Annotated in this window: 16 protein-coding genes and 1 pseudogene; 3 read left to right on the top strand and 14 right to left on the bottom strand. The window is 43.4% G+C overall.

What is annotated here, in order from left to right:
* Positions 1-98: 98 nt before the first annotated feature.
* The 3 genes from deoC to JUI58_RS23715 form a co-directional block, all read right to left on the bottom strand.
* A complete protein-coding gene (gene deoC, locus JUI58_RS23725; RefSeq protein ID WP_204106325.1) occupies positions 99-764 on the bottom strand; it encodes a deoxyribose-phosphate aldolase in 666 nt (221 codons plus the stop codon).
* Positions 765-855: 91 nt separating this feature from the next.
* Entirely contained in the window at positions 856-1,329 is a 474-nt protein-coding gene (locus JUI58_RS23720; RefSeq protein ID WP_204106324.1) for a tetratricopeptide repeat protein, read from the bottom strand.
* Positions 1,330-1,508: 179 nt separating this feature from the next.
* Positions 1,509-1,724 carry a hypothetical protein gene (locus tag JUI58_RS23715; RefSeq protein ID WP_204106329.1) on the bottom strand — a complete coding sequence of 72 codons (216 nt, stop codon included), beginning with the start codon at positions 1,722-1,724 and terminating at the stop codon, positions 1,509-1,511.
* A 192-nt stretch (positions 1,725-1,916) separates the two neighbouring features.
* Here JUI58_RS23715 and JUI58_RS23710 point away from each other — a divergent pair, with 192 nt between their 5' ends.
* Positions 1,917-3,320, top strand: a complete 1,404-nt coding sequence (locus JUI58_RS23710; protein ID WP_204106323.1) for an aspartate ammonia-lyase — start codon at positions 1,917-1,919, stop codon at positions 3,318-3,320.
* Positions 3,321-3,364: 44 nt separating this feature from the next.
* Here JUI58_RS23710 and JUI58_RS23705 read toward each other — a convergent pair whose 3' ends face one another.
* The 11 genes and pseudogenes from JUI58_RS23705 to fabD form a co-directional block, all read right to left on the bottom strand.
* Entirely contained in the window at positions 3,365-3,934 is a 570-nt protein-coding gene (locus tag JUI58_RS23705; protein WP_204106322.1) for a Uma2 family endonuclease, read from the bottom strand.
* A complete protein-coding gene (gene topA / locus JUI58_RS23700) occupies positions 3,931-6,588 on the bottom strand; it encodes a type I DNA topoisomerase (RefSeq protein WP_204106321.1) in 2,658 nt (885 codons plus the stop codon). The genes JUI58_RS23705 and topA overlap by 4 nt, the downstream gene beginning before the upstream one ends.
* A 363-nt stretch (positions 6,589-6,951) precedes the next feature.
* Entirely contained in the window at positions 6,952-7,869 is a 918-nt protein-coding gene (locus JUI58_RS23695) for a hypothetical protein (RefSeq protein WP_204106320.1), read from the bottom strand.
* Positions 7,870-7,887: 18 nt separating this feature from the next.
* Positions 7,888-8,088: pseudogene (locus tag JUI58_RS23690) on the bottom strand (type II toxin-antitoxin system RelE/ParE family toxin); the annotation flags it as partial.
* Between the two features lie 12 nt (positions 8,089-8,100).
* The gene (locus JUI58_RS23685; protein WP_204106319.1) at positions 8,101-8,208 is read right to left on the bottom strand and encodes a type II toxin-antitoxin system RelE/ParE family toxin; all 108 of its coding nucleotides are present in this window, start codon (positions 8,206-8,208) and stop codon (positions 8,101-8,103) included.
* Positions 8,201-8,464 (bottom strand): type II toxin-antitoxin system ParD family antitoxin, encoded by a 264-nt coding sequence (locus JUI58_RS23680; protein WP_204106318.1) that lies wholly within the window; start codon positions 8,462-8,464, stop codon positions 8,201-8,203. Before JUI58_RS23680 ends, JUI58_RS23685 begins: the two co-directional genes overlap by 8 nt.
* A gap of 118 nt (positions 8,465-8,582) precedes the next feature.
* Positions 8,583-9,956, bottom strand: a complete 1,374-nt coding sequence (locus JUI58_RS23675) for a CHAT domain-containing protein (protein WP_204106317.1) — start codon at positions 9,954-9,956, stop codon at positions 8,583-8,585.
* Positions 9,957-10,056: 100 nt separating this feature from the next.
* Positions 10,057-10,980: a hypothetical protein gene (locus tag JUI58_RS23670; protein ID WP_204106316.1), complete on the bottom strand. Its 924-nt coding sequence runs from the start codon at positions 10,978-10,980 to the stop codon at positions 10,057-10,059.
* A gap of 24 nt (positions 10,981-11,004) precedes the next feature.
* Positions 11,005-11,583, bottom strand: a complete 579-nt coding sequence (locus JUI58_RS23665) for a hypothetical protein (protein ID WP_204106315.1) — start codon at positions 11,581-11,583, stop codon at positions 11,005-11,007.
* A 33-nt stretch (positions 11,584-11,616) separates the two neighbouring features.
* Positions 11,617-11,844, bottom strand: a complete 228-nt coding sequence (locus JUI58_RS23660) for a DNA-directed RNA polymerase subunit omega (protein WP_204106314.1) — start codon at positions 11,842-11,844, stop codon at positions 11,617-11,619.
* Between the two features lie 173 nt (positions 11,845-12,017).
* The gene (fabD, locus tag JUI58_RS23655) at positions 12,018-12,905 is read right to left on the bottom strand and encodes an ACP S-malonyltransferase (protein WP_204106313.1); all 888 of its coding nucleotides are present in this window, start codon (positions 12,903-12,905) and stop codon (positions 12,018-12,020) included.
* A 296-nt stretch (positions 12,906-13,201) separates the two neighbouring features.
* Between fabD and JUI58_RS23650 the strand changes: the two genes are divergently transcribed.
* Together JUI58_RS23650 and clpB are read left to right on the top strand one after the other, a co-directional pair.
* Positions 13,202-15,766, top strand: coding sequence for an adenylate/guanylate cyclase domain-containing protein (locus JUI58_RS23650; protein ID WP_204106312.1), 2,565 nt, complete (start codon positions 13,202-13,204; stop codon positions 15,764-15,766).
* Positions 15,767-15,927: 161 nt separating this feature from the next.
* Entirely contained in the window at positions 15,928-18,546 is a 2,619-nt protein-coding gene (gene clpB, locus JUI58_RS23645) for an ATP-dependent chaperone ClpB (protein ID WP_204106311.1), read from the top strand.
* The last annotated feature ends 9 nt before the right edge of the window (positions 18,547-18,555 follow it).

Genomic DNA, 18,555 nt, shown 5'->3' with positions numbered 1-18,555 from the left:
AACTATCAACTATCAACTATCAACTATCAACTATCAACTATCAACTATCAACTATCAACTATCAACTATCAACTATCAACTATCAACTATCAACTACATTACCTTGCTCTTTGGCGAATCAATTCAACACCGTGAGAAGTTCCCAAACGAGTTGCCCCCGCGAGAATTAAATCGAGAGCTTGTTGGGGGGTACGAATGCCCCCCGATGCTTTAATTCCAATTCGTCCTTTGGTAATTTCTTTTAATAAGTTTACATCCTCTACTGTTGCTCCACCAAACCAACCCGTACTGGTTTTTACATAAGCAACTCCCGCATCCATACAAATTTCTGCCCCCAAACGAATCTCAGTTTTGCTAAGAAGTGAAGTTTCTAAAATAGCCTTAATCGTTTGCCCAGTTTCTCCACAAATCTCGGAAATTTCTCGATAAATTTCCTCTGTTTTGCCAACTCTTAACCAGCCCAAATTAACAACAACATCTAATTCCGTCGCACCATTGTCTACCGCTTCTCTTGCTTCATAGAGCTTCACGGCAGAGGTTGTTGCACCAGAAGGAAAACCAATTACAGCACAAACTCGAGGGGGTTTATTATGTAAAAACTCTGCGGCTTCTCGTACTGCATTGGGATAAACACATACGGCAGGAAAATCATATTGTACTGCTTCCGAACAGCCTTGCTTAACTTCTGGTAAAGTTGTTGCTGGATTAAGCAGCGCATGGTCAATATATTCAGCAATATCTATGTCCAGATGATCGTTTGCCATCAAAGTTGCTCCAATTTTGTGTTTCGATATCTGCTGCAATCTTCACTATTACCGATAAGTCAATAATTGAATTACGGGTAACGAGTGACTGTCAAAGTCGCATCGTGCATTCTAAAATTAATTTTTGATTGACGATCGCATGAGGTTGAATTTCCAGTGCTTTTCTAAAGGCAAAAATTGCTTCCTTGTATTCTCCTAAAGCAGCATTACATAATCCCAAACCGTGCCATGCCCCGAAATGTGAAGGATTTAAACGCACAACTTGTTTGCAATCCTCACGAGACTTGAGAAACTTTTTTTGAGAATAATACAGAATAGCACGACGATTCCATGCTTCGGCAAAATCCGGATACATAGCAATCGTATCATTGAGGATATTTTTAGCACGTTGAACATCCCCTTCTTCCAAAAAAGATTGAGCGCGTCGTAAGGTTTCCAAACCGAGTTCTCCTTTTTGCCGAAACCAAAGCATCCACAATTTAGCAGTTGCTTTCTCGCGAATGCTTTCTTGAGAATCTTTTAAATTGTCCAATAGTTTTTGGGTCAAAGCATTATTATTAAACATCTGTCAGATTTGCTTGCGAAACAACACTTAATTTTCTAATGTTTAATTATTTGAAGAGATAATTGTCTAAGGATAGAGCTTGTAATCTGCCTCCAGATGTGATTAGAGAGGCAAATGTTTTTTTTGAGAAGAGTCAAAGCAAATTTGAATACAAACTGATTGAATACAAGCTGATTGATTTACGATTTTGGTGGTTTTTCAGACTTGTCATCCGATTTTACATTGGGGATAAAATCAGGACGCTCTCTATCTTCCCATCCAGGGGGACGTTTTGAATTATACCAAGCAATGGAGCCAATTCCCACGGCGGCAATAAAACCAACAATATAAACTGCAGTAAAAGCCAAGGGAAATTGTCTTCCACTCACTACCGCAGTTTCTAAAAGGTAATTCATCATGTTTTTTGTTGAAATGTCTTGTTTTATATCTTATCAAAACTCGACCGATCGCAGTTGATTAGAGAGATAATCCCTTACAGGCTCGATTTGTTGCTGAAGAATAGAGAGTTATGAGTATTGCAGAAACAGTGATCGCACAACCTGATAGGATTAATTTTACAGCCATTGCGACCCGAATTTAAAAGATCCATGACTGAATTAGATTATCGCATCGAACGCGACTCTATGGGGGAGCGCCAAATCCCCAAAGATGTTTACTATGGGATTCAAACCCTCAGAGCGACGGAAAACTTCTCCATTAGCGGACTTAAGCCCCTTTCTACATACATTGATGCCTGTATTTTAATCAAAAAAGCGACGGCGATCGCCAATGGGGAACTCGGTTGTATTCCTGATGAGATAGCGAGGGCGATCGCCCAAGCTGCTGATGAGGTACTGCAAGGACAGTTTCGCGATCAGTTTGTCGTCGATGTTTATCAGGCTGGGGCGGGAACTTCTCATCACATGAATGTGAATGAGGTGCTGGGTAATCGCGCTCTAGAACTTTTGGGAGCAGAAAAAGGAAATTATCAGCGCGTCAGTCCCAATGACCATGTTAATTACGGTCAGTCTACTAATGATGTCATTCCGACTGCGATTCGGATTGGAGGATTACTGGCTTTGACTCATTCTTTGTATCCGGCTTTAGATTCGGCGATCGCGGCACTGAATGAAAAGGCGATCGCTTTTCAAGATGTGGTTAAGTCCGGAAGAACTCACTTACAGGATGCTGTCCCGGTTCGTTTGGGAGAAGGATTCCGCGCCTGGGCGAGAATTCTCGGCGATCATTTGCGACGGATCAAGTATGCTTCAGAGGATTTGTGTGTATTGGGTTTGGGGGGAAGTGCTTCGGGGACTGGGTTGAATACTCACCCTCAATATCGCTTTCGGGTGGCGGAGTTGCTGGGAGGGTATATCGACCATCCTCTTAGTAGTGCGCCTCATTTAATGGCAGCAATGCAGAGTATGTCTCCTTTTGTGAGTGTTTCGGGAGCATTAAGAAATTTAGCACAGGATTTAGTGAAAATTTCCCATGATTTGCGCTTAATGGATTCGGGACCAAAGACAGGATTAAAAGAGATTCAATTGCCTCCGGTACAGCCAGGATCGTCGATTATGCCTGGAAAATACAATCCAGTAATGGCGGAAATGCTTTCTATGGTGTGTTTTCAGGTGATGGGTTACGATAGCGCGATCGCCTTGGCAGGACAGGCGGGACAGTTAGAATTAAATGTGATGATGCCATTGATCGCTTACGATCTCATTAATGGGATTGAAATTTTAGGTCAGGCAATTTCGGGATTAAGCGAGAAATGTATCCAGGGAATTACGGTGCAAGACGATCGCTGCTTGGACTATGCCGAGGGAAGTTTAGCGTTGGTGACGGCATTAAATCCTCATATTGGCTATTTGAATGCAGCATCGGTGGCTAAAGAGTCTTTGGAAACAGGGAAATCTATCCGTCAAATTGTTCTCGAAAAAGGCTTAATGACAGAAGAGGAGTTAGCCAAAGTTCTTGATCTCGAAAAAATGAGCCAACTTCCCACAGTTTAAGCCAAAGAGCTTCACTTTCTAGGATTGTTCGATTGTTTTAACCTTTAATGCGGAAAAAAGCAGGCGATCGCGCTGGAAAATCCCGGTAAAATGGGGGAATTTATTTCATCTTCAGCAAATAAAGTTGCCATTAAACTTAACTGGGCATTTTCTCGCCGATAAACTTCCACTTTTTGGTTAAAGCGATCGACGATCCAATATTCCCTTACCCCTTGTAGCGAATAGAGTTTCAGTTTAGCAGTGCGATCGCGATATTCGTTTTGTCCTCCTCGGGAAATCACTTCTACCACCAACTCGGGCGCACCACATAAATGCCCCGCATCATCTTCTATTTCTTCTAATCGTTCACGACTCACCCAAACTACATCCGGCGAGACATTATCAGCATCAGAGAAAATCAAACCAGGCATAATAATCGCTTCACCCAAATTATTAGACTCAGACCAAGTATCTAATTGTAAAGCAATCCGAAAACAAATTTGTTGGTGTCTGCGATGAGGCGATCGCGTCATAAAAAGTTCTCCATTAATAATTTCATAACGGACCCATTCATTATCGGAAAGTGCTTCTAAATCGCGACTCGTCCAGGGAATACTTGCTAGGGTTTGACTCATTTTTCTTCATCCTTCGCTTTAGTTGACTTTTTCGCCCTTGTGGTTTTAGCTTTGGTCGTTTTTTTAGCTTTAGTAGTTGTGGATTTCCTCGTGGTCGATTTTCGCGTTGTTTTCTTCGTTGCTGCTTTTTCTGCCAACAACTTCAAAGCCATTTCTAAGGTAACACTTTCTACTGTTTCTCCTTCAGGAATACCAACATTAATTTTTTCATGCTTGATATATTTCCCATAAGGACCTTCATAAATATTAATCGGCACATCATCATCGGGATGTTTACCTAACTCCCGTAACGGTGTTTTAGAACCCTTTCCGCGTCCTTTTTTCGGTTGCGCCAAAAGTTCTAAAGCACGTTCTAAAGTAATCGTTAAAACATCATCGGGAGCCTTAATTGAACGATAATCTTTATCCTTGCCTTGAGTTTGAACGACATAAGGTCCAAAACGTCCATTATTAGCCTGAATTTTCGCTTCTGTTGCGGGATTAACCCCCAAAGTTCGCGGCAAAGCCAATAAACTAACAGCAATATCGAGGGTTAAATCTTCCTGTTTCATTCCCTTCGGAAGCGAGGCACGTTTGGGCTTTTTATTCTCCTCAGTTTTTTCCCCTAACTGTACATAAGGTCCGTAATTTCCCGTGAGAATATAAATCGGTTCTCCCGTCTCCGGATGTAATCCCAATTTATCAGGACCTTCCAATTTTTGCCGGATCAAAATTTCAACTTGTTCGGGATTCAAATCTGCCGGAGTTAAATCGGGGGGAATAGATGCAGCAACCTTTTCCTCACCATTTTCTACCTCAATATAAGGACCAAAACGACCGATTCTGACCTTCGCCTCGAGATTTTCTAAATTAACGGCTTTAGCAACACCGGGATCGATTTCTTCCTCACGAACTTTAACTTGATTTTCTAACCCCGTTTCCCCTAAATAAAACTCTTCCAAATAGGGCAACCATTTCACCTCTCCCGTAGCAATATCATCCAGGGTTTGTTCCATGCGGGAGGTAAAACGAGTGTCTACCAAGTCGTTAAAATGTGTCTCTAATAAACTGGTGACAGCAAAAGCGGTAAAGGTAGGAATCAGGGTTTTATTGCGGATTTGGGCATAGCCGCGATCGACAATGGTGCCAATAATACTCGCATAGGTGCTAGGACGACCTATCCCCTCACTTTCCAGCATTTTCACAAGAGATGCTTCCGAATAACGGGCGGGAGGCTTGGTTTCATGTTGCAGAACTTCGAGTTCGCTACATTTAGGCGTATCTCCCGCTTTTAAAGTCGGTAACAACACCTCTTGATTTTCCAAAGCAGCATCGGGATCGTCAGACCCTTCCACATAGGCGCGGAAGAAACCGGGAAAATCAATGCGCTTGCCATTAGCGCGAAAACCTGCATCTTCTACATCAATATTGACCGTGATTTGTGTGAGACGAGCATCCGCCATCTGACAGGCCACCGTCCGCTTCCAAATCAGGTCATAGAGTCGGAATTCGCGATCGCTTAACCGGGTTTCTTTGGGGGTGCGAAAGGTAGAACCCGCCGGGCGAATAGCTTCGTGTGCTTCCTGCGCCCCTTTACTTTTGGTGGTATATTGCTTCGGTTTGGGGCTGAGATATTCCTTACCGTACTTTTTCTCAACACAGGATCGCGCCGCCGCGATCGCCTCATCGGACAAATGCACGGAGTCGGTTCGCATATAGGTAATGTAACCTTCCTCATACAGTTTCTGCGCCGTCCGCATGGTATCCCGCGCCGATAAGCCTAATTTGCGGTTGGCATCCTGTTGCAGAGTAGAGGTGGTAAAAGGAGGATAGGGGCGGCGTTTGGTGGGACGTTCTTCAATATTGGCAACTTTCCAAGTTTTATCAATCAGGCGATCGTGCAAAGCAGTGGCTTCTTCTTCATTCAACAACACCACATCTTTGCCCTTGGCAATTTGTCCGGTATTGGAGTCAAAATCACTCCCTGTCACCAGTTTTTTACCCTTCAATGTGACCAGTTTAGCTTCAAACAGGTTCTGATTTTGGTCCAAGGTGGCTTTTAAATCCCAATATCCCCCAGACATAAAAGCGCGGCGTTCTCGTTCACGACGGACGAGCAAACGTACTGATACCGACTGAACGCGACCGGCGGACAAACCGTAAGCAATTTTCTTCCAGAGGAGGGGAGAGAGGGTATAACCGACTAGGCGATCCAGAATGCGGCGAGTTTCTTGGGCGCGAACTAAGTTTTCGTCGATTTCCCGACAATTTTGCAATGCTTTTTGAATCGCATCCTCAGTAATTTCGTGGAAAACCATGCGTTTAGTCGGCACCTTTGGCTTCAGGAGTTGCAGCAAGTGCCAAGAGATGCTTTCTCCCTCGCGATCTTCGTCAGTAGCGAGGATGAGTTCGTCAGCCACCTTCAGGGCTTCTTTGAGTTCCTTAACGACCTTCTTTTTGGTCTTGGGGACGACATAGAGGGGGGCAAACTTATTTTTGACATCAACACCTAATTTCGCCCAGTCCTTGTCCTTGTGGGCGGGGGGAATTTCATCAGCAGAGGAAGGCAAATCGCGAACGTGACCCATTGAGGCTTCGACGCGGTAGCCATTGGGTAAGTAATTGCGGATAGTCCGCGCTTTAGTGGGCGATTCGACAATAACAAGGGTTGACATTAGCGTTAATGATAAATATACGGACGTTGAGTTCAACGCCCCTACAAAGGGCTTGGGGTAGACGATTACCCTGCACAGACTATAAGCAAAACATGATTCTGCATTTGTGCCGCTTTTTCCTATCAATACCATATCCCAACAAAAATGGGGAAGAAGGAAAAAATTTTGCTGAAAAATTTTGCTGAGAGGAAGAATCAGACTTCTTTACATCTCTTCTCTTTTCTTTAAAGTGAGATTTGGGGTGAAATTTAACTTCTGCTGAATTTGCGCGATCGCGTCAGAATCCGATCGCGTTACTGTTATTTCCGCTTAATCAAAAATGCGATCGCGTTGATGAAGTAATTTTAAGATTTGCGTTTTGGATTAGTTATTATTTCTCAATTCTGGGTTTCTCAACCATTCTAATAGTTCTGTGCGGGTGGATTGCAGGAGCAGGGAAACGGCTTCTCGGGAGGGCAATTGTAAGAGGCGATCGATAATGTTTGTTAATTCTTCATCTACCGACCCAAAGCGCACGATCGCGATATTTTCTAACATCATACGCTGTCCTTGTTGCAATCCCTGTTGCAATCCCTGTTGTAAGGTTTCTTCTCGCCATTGGAGATAAGCTGGGGATAGTGTCATGATTAACTCCCGTTCTTCTGCGGTAGGATTGGCTTGCATTTCCAAATTAACTCGCCAAATGGCGACTTGTTCTAGGGCGTGACTTCGCAAGGGATTATTTCTTGCGAGTGCGACTAATTCTAGGATAGCGCGTTCTTGAATTTTGCCTTTGCCTAATATTCTCAGCCAGAGAGTTTCTGGGGTTTCGGGTAAGCAGTTGATGGCGATGAGGGCTGTTTTTGGCGCTTCTCCAAGAAAATATACTCCTTGTTCCCATTTGTCCTTGCGGGAGAAACAAAAACTCTTGAGAAGGCGATCGCTGGCTGAAGGGGTGAGAATCCACAATTGCGGGAGATCGTTTTCTGTGAGAGTGCGATTGCTTCGTTTGGCTTGGCGCTGTAGTTGACTGTGGAGAGAGTACAGTTTCAACATACAATTACGAATATCGGTGTTACTGGGTTGGTTGCGGAAGGGTTCGAGAGAACAAGGAGTCGCGACGATTTGCCCGAGTAATCCCAAGTCTGGGGGTGACGATGGAGGAGTGGGTGAGGGAGAAAAGTAAACATCCACTTGACGCACTTCTGAGGACACCTCTTGGCTGATTTTGACTTCGCCGAGAGGTGAGAGTAGTCCTTCAAGATATTGTTTAGCGAATTGATCGTGGGGTTGGCGAGTCATTAATAATAGCGTAACGCATTAATTTTTCTCCTCTTCTGTTGCGGAGTCAGAGAAATATTGAGGAACATTCATACGCTCGTGGAGAACACGAACGACTTCGATCCCATTATCCGACGGTCGGTAAAAAATGAGATGCTTGCCTTCTGGGTACATTCGACAAGAGGAAAATAATTCCGATCTCGGACTCCCTTTCGCTGAATTTTGGGCAAGATCGATAAATCTGCGTTCTAGCTACCCGAGATAGCGATCCGCTTGCTGTTTGCCCCAAGTTTGATAAGTGTACTGCCAAATTCCGACAAGATCCGCATCGGCCAGTCGCGTCAGGCGATATTCAGGCATTCTCTTCTACAGTAGAACTATTGGCGGTAGCGATGATTTCTGCTACCGAGCGATCGCTGAATTCTCCTCGTTTGGCTTGGTCAAAACCCAAGAGAACAGCATCTCTTAAGGCTTGACGCTTGACATCAAGCATTTGGTCGTTTTGCTCCATCAGGCGCAAGGCTTCGCGAATGACCTCACTGGCGTTGTTGTAAGAGCCAAAAGCCACTTTTTCTTTAACCATCTTTTCAAGATGGGGAGTGAGAGAGATGTGCATGGTCAGATTGCATGATTACATTTCCATGCTGCCTGAATTGACAATCTTTGTCAATGTTTGAGAATCCTAGGTTTTACTCCTTCTTTTTTCTCTAGAAATCGATCGTTATTTAGCAAAATCACCACGGAGAGCCGATCGCCACGAAAGCCGACCAATAATAAGGATGAGCCAAATTAACGCGAGCAAAGGGCAAATCTGAAGGCAATTCGATCGCGCCTCCGGAATTGACCAAAGTTGCCCCTTCTAAGCGAATATCGCCGCGAATCATGGCAAGTTGAGCCTGTCGCAGTGCCTCGGTTTTAATGGGGGCGGTTCTTAATTGCTGATAAAATTCGCTCATTAAGGCGAGAGTCCCGATATCGCTCACAGACCACAAACTGGCGATCGCGGTTTTCACTCCTGCTTGTACTGCCAATCCTGCAAACCCTAATTCTGCGTCGCGATCGCCTAATGCTGTCTGACAAGCACTTAAAACTAACAATTCTACGGGAGGATCTTTCCAGCCCAGTTCCTCAAGGCGATCGAGGGAAAGTTGGCGATCGCTAAATTGAATATAGGAGCGATCGGGGGCTCCAGATTTAAACTCCGCGTGGGTAGCAAGATGGATAATTTGAACTGGGTCTTGTTGGCGTTCGGCTTGCAGGTTAGCGATGGTAAAGTTCTGATTGAGGAAGGCTGACCCCGGCCACAATTCTGGCACGATCGCCGACAGTTCGACTTCCACTCCCGGTAAGGGGATTTGTTCTTGAAATTCTGAGGCTCCCATGGCCAAAACTCGAGCGTTGCGGATATCGGTGTAGGTAGTTTCTGTGAGGCTAAAGGCGGGGATTGTCGCGAGGCTATATTTTTCAATCAGGAATTGTTCTCCGTCGTGAAGTGCTGCAAATGGAAGCGATCGCAGGTTTTCGCCAACGCAAAATAAAAGGGTGTCGATCTGTTGGCTTTCGAGGATAGGTTTGATCGGTGCAATCAACCACTGATAAAGTTGTTGGGAGGCTCTTCTATAGGCAAAGCCATTGACTCTACGAGGGTTAGCAACTTCCCGGCGAAAGGTTGTTGCCATAATATCAAGTTCTTCGCTATCTGCCTCGGCAATGGTGAAACTAATGGGTTCATTTCCAGGAGTAATCAGCAGAATAACTAGGTCTTCGGGGCGAGAAAATGCCCAGATGACGGCGGGATTTTCCCCGGTTTCTCGAGCTATATCGAGGAGTTTTTGGGCGATCGCCTCGGTTTGTTGAATCGGTTGTTCATATTTGTGCCGATAGAAGTTTTGATAGTCTTTTTTCCAACCCGTTTCTACCATTGCGATCGCTTCTGATATCTCGCCGCGATCGAGAAGAGTATCTACACGAGAAGGTTTGGCCTGGGAGACAGAAGGAGCAAGGGAAGAAAATGTTAGGAAAAACAGCAGGGAAAGCAGAAATGGTAGTAGAAAGAAGCCTTGCCTGCGATGTGGTTTGCGAAAGAACCAAGCGTTAAAAATATTCATAGCAAGCATTCTTTGTTTGTGTTTTTGGTCTTAATGGTAGCTTTTATGCTTCCCTTACTATTTTGAGAACTTTTGAGAGCTTATTGTTTTTAAATTGGCACTATTCAGATGTTCTTAGAATCCTCAAAATCTTTTTATAGGTTTCTTGATTGAGGATAACGGATTCTTGGCGATCGCTTTTAGGAAATAAAATAAGCGTAAAATCTTTTTCTGTTTTCGGGACTGCGATCGCATCTTCTATAGGTTCTATATCTGAAGCAATTTCTTCCTCTTGTTCTTCAGCAGAAATCATTGGAATTGAAGATTCTTCCTCGTTTTCCGATGCAACAGTTTCTTCTACAGGTTCTATATCTGAAGCAATTTCCTCCTCTTGTTCTTCAGCAGAAATCATTGGAATTGAAGATTCTTCCTCATTTTCCGATACAACAGTTTCTTCTACAGGTTCTATATCTGAAGCAATTTCTTCCTCGTTTTCCGATGTAACAGTTTCTTCTATTGTTTCGATCGCCTCTTCTACAGGTTCTATATCTGAACTAACTTCTTCCTCTTGTTCTTCAGCAGAAATAATAGGAATTGAAGATTCTTCCTCGTTTTCCGATGCAACAGTTTCTTCTACAGGTTCTATCTCTGAAGCAATTTCTTCCTCGTTTTCCGATGTAACAGTTTCTTCTATTGTTTCGATCGCCTCTTCTACAGGTTCTATATCCGGTGCAATTTTTTCCTCTTGTTCTTGAGAAAATTCTAATTCTATTATTTCAGATGTTGATGCTTCTTCCGATCCATTTTCTTCTATAACTTTATCTATAACCTCTGATTGATCTGATACTGAACTTTCCTCATCTTTTTTAAATAGAGGAAATATCTTACCATTAAATGGAAAAATATCCTCATTCATCACAGGAAACTTCAACAAAACGGTTTCATCATCAATGCGTTCAATAGCAACGCAACCCGTATTTAAAAACAGTAGGATTGCAAAACAAAAGGATAGAAAAATCTGTTTGAACTTCGTTTTTACCAACATGAAATGTTGCTCCAAATTGAGTTATTAAAGAAGCAATTGAGCATCCCCTGGTTTGGGGAAGCGGCGATCGCCAGATGAATCGGGAGAATTGGGTTGCGATTCGCTATTATCGGGTAGAGGAGAAGAAGAATCTTGATTGTTGTTATCAATATTGGGGTTGAAAACTCGCACGAGGGTTTGAATAAGTTCTTCTCGCTGTTGTCGAGTTAGGCGATCGATAATCGCGATATCTCCTTTTAAAGGATTATCTCGCAAGGTTCGCGTCCCAGAATATCGACTCGAAAGAATGGTTTCATTTGCGCCTAAATAATCCGCAAGAGTGAGTTTCCAATCAAAGCGATATTGTGGGGGGCGATTTTTGAGATAAATGTGATAGTAAATTAAGCGAGCAACCAAAGTGTTTTGCGATGCTATCTCACCAGAATCCTGAGAAATATATTGATTTTCTTGGGGGAAATTAGGGAGTAGTTGGTAAACATCTTCAGCATCTTTAATCGCTTGTCGAGTTTGGGCAAAAGCAGGAGGGCGATCGCCGCCAACCACTAAAGCAAGTGCTAAAATAACAGAGAATTTAGCAAAATTACGCCATAAATTCTGTTTCATCCTTCCTCCTCTAATCTTAGTTATTTTCGGCAATTAATCCCCAATAATTTCCGGCTGGGTCAGTTCGTCGGACATTTCGATGACTGCGCGAATTACAGGCTTCATTGCAGGATCGTCGAGACTCTCAAATTCTTCATAGCGACGGCGTTTAGCGCGATGGGCAACTTGTACGGTAATGCGATAGCGGTTGGAGGCTGCAGCCATTAACTCATCAGCGCGGGACATGATTTCAGAAGGGTCGAAAGGTAGCCGTTTAGCCATTGGGGATCAATCCGAATTAATGCAATGATTTTAAGGTTTTTGGTCAATTGAGCCAGCAATAATCTCATCAAAAGGGAAAATTGCTGTAGTAATGACTAGAGAACAGTCTAGCAAAGTTTCGGCAAGGATATCAGAAAAAAAGGGGATCGGAAAATCCGAGAAGATCGTCTTTTCTAGTCGATCGCAGCAATATCAGCCATGCTGCTGATGTTGCTGCGAGGAATCTTAGAATAGGCTCGTTTGAATAACCCAGTTAGCACTTGACTTGGACCCACTTCTATGATTTGTTCGACACTATTGGCGGCGATCGCGTCCATAATTTCTCGCCAACGTACCGATCCGGTCATTTGTTGTTGCAACCGTGCTTTTAATTCCTCTGCATGGGTTGTTGGAGTGGGTTCGACATTGGCCAAAACGGGGATTTTACTCTCATTAAAAGTTACTTTGTCTAAAATCTCATTGAATTTTTGTGAGGCTTCTTTCATTAGGTGAGAATGAAATGCCCCGGAAACATTTAACTCGATCGCGCGTTTGCTTTTAACGGTAGCGACGACGCGATCGACGGCTTCGGGGGTTCCAGAAATGACCACTTGAGCGGCACTATTATCGTTAGCGAGGACAACATCGGCGGTTTCGTCAATTTTAGCTTGGAGTTGTTCGCGATCGAACCCCATCAGGGCATACATTTTCCCTCCTTCTGCTGCGTCCATCAATTCCCCGCGACGCTTCACCAACTGCAACCCGGTTTCAAAATCATAGGCTCCGGCTGCGTAGAGGGCGACGTATTCCCCTAAACTGTGTCCGGCGACGTATTGGGGAGTTTGACCTGCTGCAAAGAGCAAATCGGCAAGAATGGAGGCGATCGCGTACAAGCAGGGCTGAGTGTAGAGAGTACGAGAGAGTTTCTCCGGTTCATTTTTACACACTTCGAGGACAGACCAACCTAAAATTTCTTCGGCGCGATCGAGTTTGGCTTTCGCGACGGGAATATTTTCGAGATCCGCCTGCATCCCAATTTTTTGCGATCCCTGTCCTGGAAAAACCCATGCTGTTGTTGTCATTGCTGTTATTATCTATAATCACCAAGATTTATCGCGAATGACTCCATAGATGGAAAATCACCGCGAGACGAGATTTAATTTCTCTTTCATCGATCGTAACATTCATTGTCTTTCATTCATTCTTGAAATTCTTAATGACAAGTCGGACTTTTAAAGATTCTTTCTGGGATTTGGCGATCGCTGACAATGAGAAATGTTCCAGATCACAGAGACATTTTTGAAGTATTGTTAAGATTGGTGACGATAAGATTGTCTTTCTCATCCCTTGTATTGCCCAAAACTTGAAATGGGATTCTATGCCACTATCAAATACTGGGAGTATCTTAGCATCCCTAACCCAACTCACCCAATTTAATCGCACGAGCGTCTTGAGCAACCGCGTTAAAGACCTCTCCATTAACGAGTTTATCTGTTTACTGGATTTTATTACGGCGGAATTCCAGCAATTTTTGCGGGCGATCGACGCACTTAACAGTGAAGCCCTCGAAACAATGCTGGATCAAATCGTTGATGCGCTAACCTTGAAAATTGGGCAAATTTTGCAGGCCGATCGCACAATCGTTTTTTTGGTAGATAGTGAAAAAAATCACCTTTGGGCAAAAGTTAACCACGACGATCCTCATACATCTAAGAATTTACGTCTTCCTCTCAATGTAGGTATTGCAGGAAGAGTTGCTGTTACCGGACAACTTTTAAATCTCGTTAACGCAGAAAAACATCCCCTCTTCAATAATCAAATTGACGGACTGCCAGGTTATAGTACACAAACGCTGCTGTGTATGCCTATTTTTAGTAGTAGCGATCGCATTGTGGCCGTCGTTCAATTATTAAATAAAGCCGATTATCTTCCTTTTAATCAAGACGACGAACGCCAATTTCAAGACTTTGCTTCTTCCATTGGCATTATCCTCGAAACTTGTCAATCTTTTTACATGGCCGCGCGAAATCAACGCGGTGCTTCCGCCCTCTTAAAAGCAACGGCTAGTTTAGGAGAAAGTCTCGATTTAGAAGCCACTTTAAGGTCGGTAATGGAACAAGCACGGAAGCTAATGAAAGCCGATCGCAGCACTTTATTTATGCTCAGTAAAGAAACTAATGAGCTTTGGAGTAAAATCCCTACAGCAGATGAAATGAAACTCCTCGAAATTCGTATTCCTGCCGATCGCGGTATTGCAGGATATGTGGCTAAAAGCGGACAAACTTTAAATATTTCCGATGCTTATCTTGACGATCGTTTTGACCCATCAACAGATAAAAGAACTGGGTATCGCACTCGAAGTATTCTTTGTATGCCCGTTTATAATTCGAGGGCAGAATTAATTGCCGTGACGCAGTTAATTAACAAAGAAAAAGAGGGAAGTTTTACCCCTTCCGATGAAGAATTCATGCAGGCGTTTAATATCCAGGCAGGAATTGCTCTCGAAAATGCAAAACTATTTGAAAGTGTCTTAACGGAAAAGCAATATCAAAAAGATATTTTAGAAAGTCTTTCGGATGCAGTCGTTTCCACCGATCTCCAGGGAAAAATTGTTACAATTAATGATGCAGCATTTAAACTATTAGGCTGTCCGGAAGACCTTCTCCATGAAGAGCGCGTGCGACAAATATGGGAGTATAAAATCCTCGATCGCCATGTTTGGGAAATCTTTCCTATCGACACATTAGAAGATCGTCTTATCGAAAGTTTGCGATCGGGAACAAAACATTATGTTCCCGAACAAACATTACTGCTTGGGATTGCTGATAGTCCGAATTCTGAAGGATTTCTACCGCTTTTGGCTTTTCCAAACCCAGAAGATAATAATGTTTATATTCCTTGGAACGAAATGCAGCGAGAATCAGATCGATTACACCGCGATCGCAAAGAAGTTCAACCGATCGAACGCAGTGTAAACTTAACAGTAAATCCCCTCAGTAACTCGGAAGGAAAAGTGCGCGGAGGATTGGTTATTTTAGAAGATATTAGTAACGAGAAGCGCATTAAATCAACATTATATCGTTATATGAACCCCAGTGTTGCCGAACAAGTGATGGCATTAGGAGACGATGCTTTAATGATAGGAGAACGAAAAGAAGTTACAATTCTCTTCTCCGATATTCGCGGTTATACAACCATGACGGAAAATCTAGAAGCAACTGAAGTTGTTACCCTACTTAACCGTTATTTTGAAACAATGGTAGAGTCGGTTTTTCATTATCAAGGAACATTAGATAAATTTATTGGTGATGCACTTATGGCGGTATTTGGTGCGCCATTACCCTTAGAAAATCATGCTTCAATGGCGGTACAATCTGCCCTAGATATGCGACGTAGATTAGCGGAATTTAATCAACAGCATATCTTAGAAAATCAACCTCATTTTCGTTTCGGTATTGGAATTAGTTCCGGAGAAGTTGTCTCGGGAAATATTGGCTCTCAGAAGCGCATGGACTATACTGTAATTGGTGATGGTGTAAACCTCAGTTCTCGCTTAGAAAGTCTGACGAAAGAATATCATTGTGATATTATTATCAGCGAATCAACTTATCAATTGTGTGGTGGAAGCGATCGCCTCATTGTGCGAGAATTAGACAAAACTCGCGTCAAAGGAAAAAGCAAAGCAGTTGATATTTACGAATTAATTGGCAGGCGATCGGAGGGTATCGATCCTCAGACAGAACGATTTTTAGAGTTATATCATGGGGGAAGAAATGCCTATTTAGAACGCAATTTTTCTGAAGCCTTAAACTATTTCCAGCAAGCCGAGGATATTCGTCCCCAAGATAAACCTTTATTAATGCACTTACATCGCTGTCAAAGTTATCTGGAAACCCCTCCTCCCGAAAGTTGGGACGGCATTCATACAATGATGGTAAAATGATTTTCGGGTCGGTTTACTGAGAAGCGATCGCAGTAGTTGGAACGGAAACCCACCCTTAAAAGGGAGTATTTCCCCCAAAGGAAACCATCGAGAGAATTCTACAATAACAAGAGACCCAAACAAGAAACTAAGGCGATCGCACGCTGTCAGGAGGAGAGAAAATGCAGCCCACCAACCCCAACCAGTTTACCGAAAAAGCATGGCAAGCCGTCGTTAAAACCCCGGAAATTGCCAAACAAAATAAAAATCAACAAATTGAAAGCGAACATTTAATCAAAGCACTTCTGGAAGAAGAAGGACTCGCCAGCAGTATTTTTAATAAAGCCAATATTAGCGTCCAAAAACTGCGCGATCGCGTTGACGATTTTATTAACCGTCAGCCAAAAGTCACCCAAACCAGCGACTCTATCTATTTAGGGCGCAGTTTAGATGTACTGCTCGATCGCGCCGAAGCCTTTCGCAAAGAATTTGGCGATGACTATATTTCCATCGAACATCTCATTCTCGCTTATCCTAAAGACGATCGCTTCGGTCGCGCCGTTTTTCAAGAATTCGGCTTGACGGAAAATCAATTAAGAGAAATTATTAAAGGAATTCGAGGCAATCAAAAAGTGACAGATCAGAACCCAGAAGGCAAATACGACGCATTGGAAAAGTACGGCCGAGAACTCACGGATCTCGCCCGAGAAGGCAAACTTGACCCCGTTATCGGTCGGGATGATGAAATTCGCCGTACCATCCAAATTCTCTCCCGTCGCACGAAAAACAACCCCGTTTTAATTGGGGAACCGGGAGTCGGAAAAACCGCGATCGCCGAAGGGTTGGCGCAACGCATTATCAATAAAGACGTACCAGACTCACTTAGAGATCGGCGAGTATTTGCCCTCGATATGGGAGCGCTTATTGCCGGAGCTAAGTATCGCGGCGAATTTGAGGAACGTCTCAAAGCTGTCTTAAAAGAGGTAATGGAATCTCGCGGTCAAATTATCCTCTTTATCGATGAAATTCACACTGTTGTTGGTGCCGGGGCGACTCAAGGGGCGATGGATGCCGGAAATTTACTCAAGCCCATGTTAGCACGAGGAGAACTGCATTGCATCGGTGCAACAACTTTGGATGAGTATCGCAAGTATATCGAAAAAGATGCCGCCTTAGAACGACGCTTCCAGGAAGTGTTTGTGGGAGAACCTACAGAAGTTGATACTATTTCCATTTTACGAGGGCTGAAAGAGCGCTACGAGGTTCACCACGGCGTGAAAATTGCCGATAGTGCCTTAGTTGCCGCGGCCATGCTTTCCAACCGCTATATTAGCGATCGCTTCCTTCCCGATAAGGCGATCGATCTGGTAGATGAAGCCGCAGCAAAGTTAAAAATGGAAATTACTTCCAAACCCGAGGAGTTAGATGAGATCGATCGCAAAGTTCTGCAATTGGAAATGGAACGGTTATCTCTGCAAAAAGATAATGACGAAGCCGCGATCGCACGATTGGAAATTTTAGAAAAAGAATTAGCCAATTTTAAAGAAGAACAATCCCATCTTAACGCTCAATGGCAATCTGAAAAAGATGTTATTGATAAAATCAATGGGGTTAAGGAAGAAATTGACCGGGTTAATTTAGAAATTCAACAAGCAGAACGCACCGCCGATCTGAAACAAATGCACAAGTTGCGCTACGGTAAACTAATAGACCTACAGCGTCAAATTAAAGAAACAGAAAGCCAACTTACAGACATTCAAACCAGTGGAAAATCCTTATTACGAGAGGAAGTTTTAGAGGCAGATATTGCCGAAATTATCTCTAAATGGACGGGAATTCCCCTCAGTAAGTTGGTAGAGTCAGAGAAGGCAAAATTGCTGCATTTAGAGGATGAATTACACGAACGAGTTGTAGGACAAGATGAAGCAGTTACCGCCGTTTCCGACGCAATTCAACGCTCTCGGGCAGGATTAGCAGATCCCAATCGTCCCATTGCTAGTTTCATTTTCCTCGGTCCTACAGGGGTAGGAAAAACAGAATTAGGTAAGGCATTAGCTGCTAGTCTTTTTGATACGGAAGATGCGATCGTTCGTATCGATATGTCGGAATATATGGAGAAACATAGCGTTTCTCGTTTAATGGGTGCGCCTCCTGGTTATGTAGGTTACGAACAAGGGGGACAATTAACCGAAGCCATTCGCCGCCGTCCTTATTCCGTGATTCTGTTTGATGAGATTGAAAAGGCACATCATGATGTTTTTAATGTGTTGCTGCAAATCTTAGATGATGGGCGTTTAACCGATTCTCAAGGTCATACGGTAGACTTTAAGAATACCATCATTATTATGACCAGTAATATCGGTTCTCAGTATATTTTGGATATAGCGGGAGATGATGCCAACTATGAGGAAATGCGATCGCGCGTGATGATAGCAATGCAGGAGAATTTCCGTCCCGAATTCCTCAACCGGGTGGATGAATTGATTATTTTCCGCAGTTTGCTGAAGGAACAATTAAAACATATTGTCAAACTACAAGTCCAGCGTTTAGAAAGTCGCCTAGCAGAGCAAAAACTGTCTCTCAAATTGTCAGAAGCAGCGCTGGATTATCTGGCAGAATTAGGTTACGATCCAGTGTATGGGGCGCGACCTTTGAAACGAGCAGTACAGCGATATTTAGAAACCGATATCGCCAAGTCAATTTTAAAAGGGAATTTCACTGCGGGAGATACAATCTTTGTTGATGTCGAGGATGATCGATTAGTGTTTAAACGCTTATCCGTGGATTTATTGAAAGTGTAGATTAAAGGG

Source organism: Spirulina sp. CCY15215, from assembly GCF_016888125.1.
GTDB lineage: Bacteria > Cyanobacteriota > Cyanobacteriia > Cyanobacteriales > Spirulinaceae > CCY15215.
This window is presented reverse-complemented; position numbering and strand designations above follow the sequence as displayed.